General features: G+C 74.3%; 9 protein-coding genes and 1 tRNA gene. 9 read left to right on the top strand and 1 reads right to left on the bottom strand.

The window, feature by feature from the left end; genetic code table 11:
- From DSZ44_RS18525 to DSZ44_RS06340, 3 genes are all read left to right on the top strand, one after another.
- Positions 1-431 (top strand): hypothetical protein (locus DSZ44_RS18525; RefSeq protein ID WP_220035108.1); only part of this gene is annotated, 431 nt, incomplete at its 5' end.
- Complete coding sequence (locus tag DSZ44_RS06345; RefSeq protein WP_258369267.1) at positions 416-1,264, top strand: glycerophosphodiester phosphodiesterase family protein; 849 nt, start codon at positions 416-418, stop codon at positions 1,262-1,264. The genes DSZ44_RS18525 and DSZ44_RS06345, both read left to right, overlap by 16 nt.
- Positions 1,265-1,305: 41 nt before the next feature.
- On the top strand, positions 1,306-1,896 hold the full coding sequence (locus tag DSZ44_RS06340; protein ID WP_110851772.1) for a TetR/AcrR family transcriptional regulator: 591 nt from the start codon (positions 1,306-1,308) through the stop codon (positions 1,894-1,896).
- A gap of 29 nt (positions 1,897-1,925) precedes the next feature.
- Here the strand turns inward: DSZ44_RS06340 and DSZ44_RS06335 are convergent.
- Positions 1,926-1,998 (bottom strand) — tRNA-Arg (locus DSZ44_RS06335).
- 161 nt (positions 1,999-2,159) lie between these two features.
- On the opposite strand from DSZ44_RS06335, the gene DSZ44_RS06330 reads away from it, so the two are divergent.
- The 6 genes from DSZ44_RS06330 (at position 2,160) to thrB (ending at position 9,616) form a co-directional block, all read left to right on the top strand.
- The gene (locus DSZ44_RS06330; protein ID WP_110851771.1) at positions 2,160-3,050 is read left to right on the top strand and encodes a hypothetical protein; all 891 of its coding nucleotides are present in this window, start codon (positions 2,160-2,162) and stop codon (positions 3,048-3,050) included.
- Between the two features lie 53 nt (positions 3,051-3,103).
- Positions 3,104-4,753 carry an arginine--tRNA ligase gene (gene argS / locus DSZ44_RS06325; protein ID WP_110851770.1) on the top strand — a complete coding sequence of 550 codons (1,650 nt, stop codon included), beginning with the start codon at positions 3,104-3,106 and terminating at the stop codon, positions 4,751-4,753.
- Positions 4,750-6,120, top strand: coding sequence for a diaminopimelate decarboxylase (gene lysA / locus DSZ44_RS06320; protein WP_110851769.1), 1,371 nt, complete (start codon positions 4,750-4,752; stop codon positions 6,118-6,120). The genes argS and lysA overlap by 4 nt, the downstream gene beginning before the upstream one ends.
- A gap of 219 nt (positions 6,121-6,339) precedes the next feature.
- Positions 6,340-7,641, top strand: a complete 1,302-nt coding sequence (locus DSZ44_RS06315) for a homoserine dehydrogenase (RefSeq protein WP_110851768.1) — start codon at positions 6,340-6,342, stop codon at positions 7,639-7,641.
- Complete coding sequence (gene thrC / locus DSZ44_RS06310) at positions 7,641-8,717, top strand: threonine synthase (protein ID WP_110851767.1); 1,077 nt, start codon at positions 7,641-7,643, stop codon at positions 8,715-8,717. Before DSZ44_RS06315 ends, thrC begins: the two co-directional genes overlap by 1 nt.
- Positions 8,718-8,719: 2 nt before the next feature.
- Positions 8,720-9,616 carry a homoserine kinase gene (gene thrB, locus DSZ44_RS06305; RefSeq protein ID WP_110851766.1) on the top strand — a complete coding sequence of 299 codons (897 nt, stop codon included), beginning with the start codon at positions 8,720-8,722 and terminating at the stop codon, positions 9,614-9,616.
- Positions 9,617-9,904: the final 288 nt, after the last annotated feature.

The following is a 9,904-nucleotide window of genomic DNA, read 5'->3' as shown; positions in this document are numbered from 1 at the left end:
AGACGCCGGGTGAGGACGAGACGCCGGGTGAGGACGAGACGCCGGGTGAGGACGAGACGCCGGGTGAGGACGAGACGCCGGGTGAGGACGAGACGCCGGGTGAGGACGAGACCCCGGGCGAGGAGCCGACCACGGAGGAGCCCACCGAGGAGCCCACGACGGAAGAGCCCTCGGAGGAGCCGACCACCGAGGAGCCCACCACCGAGGAGCCGTCGGAGGAGCCCACGACGGAGGAGCCGTCGGAGGAGCCGACCGAGGAGCCGACCACCGAGGAGCCGTCGGAGGAGCCCACCGAGGAGCCGACCACCGAGGAGCCCCGGCCCCGCAACCCCTTCCCGACCCGCGCCTACGGCACCACCGTCGACCCGCTGCCCTTCCTCGCCTCGCTGGGCCTCACCCTGGTCGCCCCGAGCCAGTGCACCGCTCCCTGAGCGGCGGGCGCGCCGGAGGGGCCCACTACCTCGACCGGCCCGGCCCGGCCGCGCTCGCGCACCGCGGGGGAGGGGCGGAGGTCGCCGAGAACTCCCGCGCCGCCCTCGAGCACGCCGAGGCCCTCGGCTACCGGTACGTCGAGACCGACGTCCACCGCACCGCGGACGGGGTCGTCGTCCTCCAGCACGACCCCACCCTCGACCGGACGACCACCGGCCACGGTCCGCTCTCGGCGCTCACCTGGGAGCAGGCCGCTCGCCTGCGCGACCACTCCGGCGGGCGCCTCGTGCGGCTCGACGAGGCCCTGGCGGACTTCCCGCGGCTGCGTCTGAACATCGACCTCAAGGAGGACGGCGTCGTCGGCCCCGCGCTGCGCACGATCGCCGAGGCGGGAGCGGGCGACCGCGTGTGCCTCGCCTCCTTCTCCGACCGCCGCCTGCAGGTCGTGCGCCGGGTCACGCAGGGGCGGGTCGCCACGAGCCTGGGCCGGCAGGAGACCGCCCGGCTCGTCGCCGCCGCGACGCTCGGCGTCCCCGCCCGCGGCGTCCCCACGCCGTCGGGCACGACGACGGACCGCGCCGTGTGCGTCCAGGTGCCCGTGCGCCACCGCGGCATCACCGTCGTCACCCCCGCGTTCGTCGACCGCGCGCACCGGCTGGGCCTGGAGATCCACGTGTGGACGATCGACGACGCCCCCACCATGCACCGGCTCCTCGACCTCGGTGTCGACGGCCTCGTCACCGACCGCCCCACGGTGCTGCGCGCGGTCCTGCGCACCCGCGGGGACTGGGACGACGACGGCCGTCCCACGCAGCCGTCAGACGACGTGTGAACAGCCCCCTGCCAGGGGGTGGGGTGGTGCACAATGTGGCGATGACCCTCCACGAGTCGCACACCGACCCGCGCACGCGGCGCACGCTGGCGCTCCTGGAGCGTGCCATGACCACCCTCCTCGAGGACCAGTCGATCAGCGAGATCAACGTCTCCGAGCTGTGCCGGGTGGCCGGCATCCACCGCACCACCTTCTACAAGCACTTCTCCTCGGTGGCGGAGTTCGCGGCCCACATGTTCTCGGCGCTCATCGACGAGCTCGCCTCGGTCGACGTGGCGAACCTGCCGGACGAGCTCGACCAGGCGACCGAGGCCTACCGCGCCGCGCTGGCGGGGATGCTCGACCACGTCGCCGGGAACCGACCCGCCTACCGCCGTCTCTTCGCCACCGACGGCGACCACCAGTTCCAGCGCATCGTCGCCGACGCGCTGGCCGAGCGCGCCGTCGACGCGCACCGCCGGCTCGCCGAACGCGGGCGCGTCGTCGACATCGACGAGACGACGGCCGCGCAGATGGTCGGCGCGGCCTGTGCCGCGGCGGTGGGGGTGTGGGCGGAGCAGGACACCACCGACTCCGCGACGCGCTCGCGGGAGATCATGTCCGCGCTGCCGCGGTGGTGGCCCGCACCCTGAGCACGCCGCCCGTTCCCGGGCAGCATGAGTGCCCCCGACTGGACTCGAACCAGCGACCTTCTGCTCCGGAGGCAGACGCTCTATCCACTGAGCTACAGGGGCACGACGCCCGGCGATGCTATCAGGGCCGGCGGGCCATCCTCACATCCGCCGGACGTGGCGCCCGCCACGTCCGGCGGTCGTGGAGCGACAGGGGGATCATGAGGTCCTAGGGTGGACGCCGCACTCCCAGGCGTTCCCGCGCCGGACGTGAAGGAGACGACATGAGCCAGCAGCCGCCCACGGGCCCGACGCCCGGACCGCCCGACGACGACGCGCCCCGCACCCCCGACGACGGCGAGAGCTTCGCGCGCTCCCCGTACGACGCGCCGGACGCCCCGCCCGCCGACACGACCGCGGCCTACCCGGCCGCGAGCTACGGTCAGGCGCCCGACCCGGGCCGCACGATCTACTCCGACGCGAGCACCACCGAGCCGGAGCCCGAGACCGAGCCCGAGGGTGGGCGCCCGCGCTGGGTCCTGCCGACCGTCATCGCCGTCGTCGTCCTCCTCGTGGCCGGCGGCATCGCCGCGATCCTGCTCCTCGGCGGTGACGACGAGGACCCGGCACCCACCACGTCGCCCAGCCCGACGGCGGAGGCGACCACCACGCCCGGGGACACCGAGGAGCCGACGGACCCGGCGACCACCGAGGAGCCCACCGAGGAGCCCACCTCCGAGCCGAGCGCGACCACGGAGGAGCCGACCGAGGAGCCCACCTCCGAGCTGCTGGGCGACCTCGACGAGACGGTCTCCGTCGGTGACCTCACCTTCGAGCTGTCCGAGGAGGGCTTCACCCCCGACGACCGCGTCAACGGAGCGGTCGAGGCCTACCGCGGCACCTACGTCAGCGGTGACGAGACCATCGAGATGCGGGCGACGCTGTGGCCCGACAACGAGGCCGCCGACGCCTTCGCCGCGGAGATGGTCGACGCCGTCGACGGTGAGCAGGTCGACACTGGTGACACCTACACCAACGAGACCGGCACCTTCTGGGCCTTCTTCCTCGAGGACGAGCGCGGTCGCTACATCTGGACCACCGACCGCGGCCACGTCCTGCAGATCACCGGCAGCGCCGACTACGTCAGCCAGTTCTACGCGAGCCTCCCGCTGTAGCCCCCACGGACGCCGGAGGCAGGCAGGCGGCCGGGCGCTAGTACCCTGATTCGGTGACTCCGACCGAACTCGCCGCGCTCATCCGCTCCTGCCTCCTCGACGCCGTCGCCGACGGCACCCTGGCCCTGTCCGCCGAGGAGATCGGCGAGGTCAAGGTCGAGCGACCGCGGCAGCGGGAGCACGGGGACTGGGCCACGAACGTCGCGATGCAGCTGGCCAAGAAGGCCGGGACCAACCCGCGCGCCCTCGCCGAGATGCTCGCCGAGCGCCTCGGCGGCGCGGCGGGCGTCGAGTCGGCCTCGGTGGCCGGCCCGGGCTTCCTCAACATCCGGCTCGAGGCCGGTGCCGCGGGCGAGCTCGCCCGGTCGATCCTCGAGGCCGGGGAGGCCTACGGCCGCAACGACGCGCTCGCCGGCCACGCCGTCAACCTCGAGTTCGTCTCGGCCAACCCCACCGGCCCGCTCCACATCGGCCACACCCGCTGGGCGGCGCTCGGTGACGCGCTCGTGCGGCTGCTGCGCGCGTCCGGCGCCGACGTCACGCCCGAGTACTACATCAACGACGCCGGTGCGCAGATGGACAAGTTCGGCGCCTCGGTCCTCGCCCGGGCCGCCGGCACCGAGGTCCCCGAGGGCGGCTACCGGGGGGAGTACGTCACCGAGCTCGCCCAGAAGGTCCTCGCCGAGCGCCCCGACCTCCTCGACCTCGAGGGCGACGAGGCCGTCGCCGCGGCCCGTGAGACCGGCTACCGGCTGCAGCTGGCCGAGATCCAGCAGGTCCTCGCCGAGTTCGAGGTCCACTTCGACGTCTACTTCTCCGAGCGCGAGCTCCACGGCAGCGGCGCGGTCGAGACCGCCGTCGCCCGCCTGCGCGAGCAGGGCCACGTCTTCGACGCCGACGGCGCCGTGTGGCTGCGCACCACCGACTTCGGTGACGACAAGGACCGCGTCCTCATCCGCGCCGACGGCACCCCCACGTACTTCGCCGCGGACGCCGCCTACTACCTGTCGAAGAAGGACCGCGGCTTCCCCGAGAAGATCTACCTCCTCGGCGCCGACCACCACGGCTACGTCAACCGGCTCAAGGCCATCGCCGCGTGCGCGGGGGACGACCCCGAGACGAACATCGAGATCCTCATCGGCCAGCTCGTGTCCGTCGCCGGGGCGCGGCTGAGCAAGCGCGCCGGGAACATCATCGAGCTGAGCGACCTCATCGAGTGGATCGGCACCGACCCGGTGCGCTACACCCTGGCCCGCTTCCCCGCGGACTCCCCGCTCAGCCTCGACGGGGAGAAGCTGCGCGAGAAGAACATGGACAACCCCGTCTACTACGTCCAGTACGCGCACGCCCGCATCCGCAACGTCAGCCGCAACGCCGCCCAGCACGGCGTGCGCCGCGAGGACGCCTTCGACCCCACCCTCATCGGCACCGAGGCGGACAGCGTGCTGCTCGGCCACCTCGCCGGCTTCCCCGAGATGGTGGCCCGCGCCGCCCGGCTGCGCGAGCCGCACCGGGTGGCGCGATACCTCGAGGACCTCGCCTCGGCCTACCACAAGTGGTACGACCAGAGCCGCGTGTCCCCCCGCGGGGAGGACCCGGTCGAGGACGTCCACCGCACCCGGCTGTGGCTCAACGACGCCACCGGCCAGGTCATCGCCAACGGTCTCCACCTCCTCGGCGTCTCCGCCCCGGAGCGGATGTGACCTCGCCGACGGCGGCCCCCGAGCCGTCCGCCGAGGACCCCCGCACCCCGTGGGCGGGCTCGGTCCGCCGCACCGCCGACGGCAGCCTCGAGGTGGGCGGCCTCGACGTGCGGGACATCGCCGCCGAGCACCGCACCCCCGTCTACGTCCTGGACGAGGCGGACCTGCGCGGCCGGGCCCGCGCCTTCGTCACCGCCTTCACCGAGGCCTTCGCGGACCTCGCCGGCGCCGACGTGTACTACGCGAGCAAGGCCTTCGCGTCCGTCGCGGTCGACCGCTGGGTGTCCGAGGAGGGCATGCACGTGGACGTGTCCACGGGCGGTGAGCTCGCCGTGGCCCTGCGTGCCGGGGTCCCGGGGGACACGATCGCGCTGCACGGCAACAACAAGTCCGACGCCGAGCTCGAGCGGGCGCTGCGAGCCGGGGTGGGCCGTATCGTCGTCGACTCCCTCGCGGAGATCGAGCACCTCGCCGACCTCGCCGGGCGTCTCGAGCTGCCCGCGCCCGTCATGGTCCGCGTGACGACCGGCGTCCACGCCGGCGGCCACGACTTCATCGCCACCGCCCACGAGGACCAGAAGTTCGGCCTGTCGCTCACGAGCGGGGCCGCCCGTGCCGCCGTCGACGCCGTCCTCGCCCGTCCCGAGCTCACGCTCCTGGGCCTGCACTCCCACATCGGCTCCCAGATCCTCGACCTGTCCGGCTTCGAGGTCGCAGCCGGCGCGCTCCTGCGCCTGCGCGCCGAGGTGGCCGCCGAGACCGGCACGCTCATGCCCGAGGTCGACCTCGGCGGCGGTTACGGGATCTCCTACACCGGCGCCGACCTCCCGCTCACGCCCGCGCAGATCGCCCCCGCGCTCGCCGGCGTCGTGCGCCGCCTGTCCGCCGAGCTCGGCACGCCGCCGCCGCGGGTGTCGGTGGAGCCGGGGCGCGCCGTCGTCGGGCCGGCCGGGCTGACCCTCTACCGGGTCGGCACGGTCAAGCCGGTGACGACGGAGGAGGGCACCGAGCGCCGGTACGTCTCCGTCGACGGCGGGATGAGCGACAACATCCGTACCGCCCTCTACGACGCCGTCTACACCGCCGCCGTCGCGAGCCGCCGCAGCGAGGCGCCCGCCGTCGTCTCGCGCGTGGTCGGCAAGCACTGCGAGAGCGGGGACGTCGTCGTGCGTGACGTCCTCCTCCCGGGTGACGTCACCGCCGGCGACCTGCTCGCCGTGCCCGCCACCGGTGCCTACGGGCGCTCGATGGCCTCGAACTACAACCTCCTCCCGCGGCCGGGCGTGCTGGCCGTGCGGGACGGGCAGGCGCGCTACGTCGTGCGGCCCGAGACCGAGGAGGACCTCCTCGCCCTCGACCTCGGCTGACCGCGTGCCCCTCGCCCCTCCCTCCCCTTTCTCGCCCTCCCCACACCCCCCCCTCGCCCCCACCCCCACCTCGCCGAGCGCTGAGTTGTTCCGCGGAACAACTCAGCGCTCGGCGAGGGGGGTGATGGGGTGGGGTGGGTGACAGCAGGTGGACGCGTGACGGGCGCCCTCGGCGCCGCCCGTATCCTGGCCGCGCCGGCAGGACGATAGGAGTAGTTGATGAGTGAGCGGGCGCTGCGCGTCGCCGTGCTCGGGTGCGGGACCGTCGGGACCGAGGTGGTACGGCTGCTCACCGAGCAGGCGGGCGACCTCACCGCGCGGACCGGTGCCCGGCTCGAGGTCGTGGGCATCGCGGTGCGGGACACCACCGTGCCCCGGGCCGACGTCGTCGACACCCGGCTGCTCACCACGGACGCCTCCGGCCTCGTCCGCGACGCTGACCTCGTCATCGAGCTCATGGGCGGCATCGAGCCTGCCCGCAGCCTCGTCCTCGAGGCGATCGAGGCCGGCGCCGGCGTCGTCACCGCGAACAAGGCCCTCCTCGCCGCCCACGGCCCCGAGCTCTACGAGGCCGCCGAGGAGCGGGGCGTCGACCTCTACTTCGAGGCCGCCGTCGCCGGCGCCGTCCCCGTCGTGCGCGGGGTGCGGGAGTCCTTCGCGGGGGACCACGTACGGCGCGTCGTCGGCATCGTCAACGGCACGACGAACTTCATCCTCGACGAGATGACCTCCCGCGGTGTCGGCTTCGGCGAGGCGCTCGCCGACGCCCAGGCGCTGGGCTACGCGGAGGCCGACCCCACCGCGGACATCGACGGCCACGACGCCGCCGCGAAGATCGCCATCCTCGCCTCCCTGGCCTTCCACACCCGGGTGAGCATCGACGACGTCCCCGTCGAGGGAATCCGCTACGTCACCGCCGCCGACGTCGAGGCCGCCACCCGCGGCCACCACGTCATCAAGCTGCTCGCCATCGCCGAGCGGCGCACGACCGCGGACGGGGACGGCATCTCCGTGCGGGTCCACCCCGCCCTCCTGCCCCTCGAGCACCCGCTGGCCGCGGTGCACGGCGCCTACAACGCCGTCGTCGTCGACACCGAGGCCGCCGGCCGGCTCATGTTCTACGGCCAGGGCGCCGGCGGGGCGCCGACCGCGTCCGCGGTGCTCGGCGACGTCGTCGCGGCCGGGCGCAACCGTGTCTCCGGCGGGCGTGGCCCGGCCGAGTCCCGCTACGCCGAGCTGCCGCTGCTGGGCGGGGACGAGGTGACGACGCAGTTCCAGCTGCGCCTCGAGGTCGCCGACGTGCCGGGCGTGCTCGCCGAGATCGCCGGCACCTTCGGGGAGAAGGGCCTGTCGATCATGACCGTGACGCAGGAGCAGGTGCACGCCGCCGACGGCGCCGCCGTGCTCGTCGTCGTCACGCACCGGGCCAGCGAGGCTGCGCTGGCAGCGACGGCCGACGCCGTCGCCCGTATTCCGTCGGTCAAGCGCGTGCTGGCCGTGACCAGGGTGGAGGACGTCTGATGGCGCACCAGTGGCAAGGCGTGATCACCGAGTACGCCGACCGGCTGCCGATCGAGCCCGGTGACCCCGTCGTCACCCTCGGCGAGGGCGGGACGCCGCTCGTCGCCGCGCCCGTGCTCAGCGAGCGCGTCGGCGCGCAGGTGCACGTCAAGGTCGAGGGCGCCAACCCCACCGGCTCCTTCAAGGACCGTGGCATGACGATGGCGATGTCGAAGGTCGCGGCGACGGACACCGAGATGGTCGTGTGCGCCTCCACCGGGAACACCTCCGCCTCCGCCGCCGCCTACGCCGTGCGCGCCGGGCTGCGCTGCGCCGTCGTGCTGCCCGCCGGGAAGATTGCCGCCGGCAAGCTCGCCCAGGCGATCGTCCACGGCGCCGAGCTCGTGGCTGTGGACGGCAACTTCGACGACTGCCTCACCATCGTCCGCTCGCTGGCCGAGGACTACCCGGTGGCGCTCGTCAACTCCGTCAACCCCTTCCGCCTGCAGGGCCAGAAGACGGCGGCCTTCGAGGTCGTCGACGCCCTCGGTGACGCGCCGGACATCCACGTCCTGCCGGTCGGCAACGCCGGCAACATCTCCGCCTACTGGATGGGCTACCGCGAGTACGCCACGGACGCCCCCGGCCTGCCGGCCCGGGCGACCCGCACCCCGCAGATGTGGGGCGTGCAGGCCGAGGGCGCCGCACCCTTCGTCAAGGGCGCGCCCGTGGAGCACCCCGAGACCGTCGCGACGGCGATCCGCATCGGCAACCCGGCCTCCTGGACGCTGGCGGAGGCCGCGCGTGACGAGTCCGGCGGCTGGATCGACGCCGTGAGCGACGCCCAGATCCTCGACGCGCAGGCGCTGCTCGCCCGCGAGGTCGGCGTCTTCGTCGAGCCGGCGTCCGCGGCGAGCGTCGCCGGGCTGCTCCAGGCCGCCGAGCGTGGCCTCGTGCCGGCCGGCGCGACGATCGTGTGCACGGTGACCGGCAACGGGCTCAAGGACACCGCCACCGCCCTCGGCAACGCGGACATCGACCCGGAGGTCGTCGCGCCGCAGGCCGCGGCCACGGCGGCGGCCCTCGGGCTCGCGTGACGATGGGCCGGCTCGCGCACGACACGGTGCGGGTGCAGGTCCCCGCCACCAGCGCCAACCTCGGACCCGGCTTCGACGCACTGGGACTGGCGATCGACGTCGTCGACGACATCGCCGTGCGCGCGACGACGGGCCTCACCCAGGTCACCGTCACCGGCAGCGGCGCCGGGTCGCTGCCGGAAGGGGAGAACCACCTCGTCGTCCGTGCCATCCGCGCGGCGCTCGACCACGCCGGTGCCCCGCAGGCCGGGCTCGAGCTGCGCTGCCACAACCGCATCCCGCACGGGCGCGGGCTGGGCTCCTCGGCGGCCGCCGTCGTCGGCGGACTCGTCGCCGCCCGCGGGCTCGTCGCGGACCCCGAGGCGCTCGACGACGACACGATCCTCGCGCTCGCCACCGAGTTCGAGGGCCACCCGGACAACGCGGCCCCCGCGATCCTCGGCGGCGCGACCGTCGCGTGGTCCCAGGACGGGCGCCCGCGCGCCGCCCGGCTGAGGGTGGGGGAGCACGTGCGCCCCACCGTGCTCGTGCCCCCGGGAGAGCTGCTCACCGGAACCGCCCGCTCCGTGCTGCCGCGGCAGGTGCCCCACGAGGACGGTGCCTTCAACGCCGGCCGGGCCGCGCTGCTGGTCCTCGCGCTCGCCGAGCGTCCCGACCTCCTCGTGCCCGCCACCGAGGACCGTCTGCACCAGCGCCAGCGCGCGGTGGTCATGGAGGAGTCGCTGCGCGTCATCGACACGTTGCGCGAGCTCGGGTTGCCCGCCGTCGTCTCCGGGGCGGGGCCGAGCGTCCTCACGCTCACCCGGGCGGAGGACGCCCACGTCGCCGCGTTCACGCGGCACGGCTGGCGGGTCCTCACCCCCGCGGTCACGCGCGGCGCCCGGCTCGTCACCGCCTGACGGCGCCGCGCCGTCCCCTCGGTGCTCCCGCGGGCCGCGGCTGCTACACTTGACGCGCCTCGGCGCCCTCGCGCTGCGACCCCACGCGGGTGTCCAGCCACCGGGCCGCGGCACTCCTCCCCCGATCTTCTGCCGCGGTCTGCGGTCATGGTCGTGCGGAGTCATCACCCCCGGACGTCGTCCGGGCTCGCCCGGCCTCAGGTCATGGGGCCAATTCCGAGGGAAGGAACCTCGTGACAGAACAGCTTGACGCTACCGCGGCCCGCGCCGGCGGTGGCTCGCTGAGCA

This window comes from Georgenia satyanarayanai, from assembly GCF_900116375.1.
Taxonomy (GTDB): Bacteria; Actinomycetota; Actinomycetes; order Actinomycetales; family Actinomycetaceae; genus Oceanitalea; species Oceanitalea nanhaiensis.
Note: the sequence above shows the minus strand (reverse complement) of the source record. Positions and strands in the feature narration are given on the sequence as shown.

Excerpts from the sequence above, each read along its gene's own strand:
- DSZ44_RS06340 (WP_110851772.1), top strand. The coding sequence starts at position 1,306 with ATGACCCTCCACGAGTCGCACACCGACCCGCGCACGCGGCGCACGCTG.
- DSZ44_RS06330 (WP_110851771.1), top strand. The coding sequence starts at position 2,160 with ATGAGCCAGCAGCCGCCCACGGGCCCGACGCCCGGACCGCCCGACGAC.
- DSZ44_RS06315 (WP_110851768.1), top strand. The coding sequence starts at position 6,340 with ATGAGTGAGCGGGCGCTGCGCGTCGCCGTGCTCGGGTGCGGGACCGTC.
- thrC (WP_110851767.1), top strand. The coding sequence starts at position 7,641 with ATGGCGCACCAGTGGCAAGGCGTGATCACCGAGTACGCCGACCGGCTG.
- thrB (WP_110851766.1), top strand. The coding sequence starts at position 8,720 with ATGGGCCGGCTCGCGCACGACACGGTGCGGGTGCAGGTCCCCGCCACC.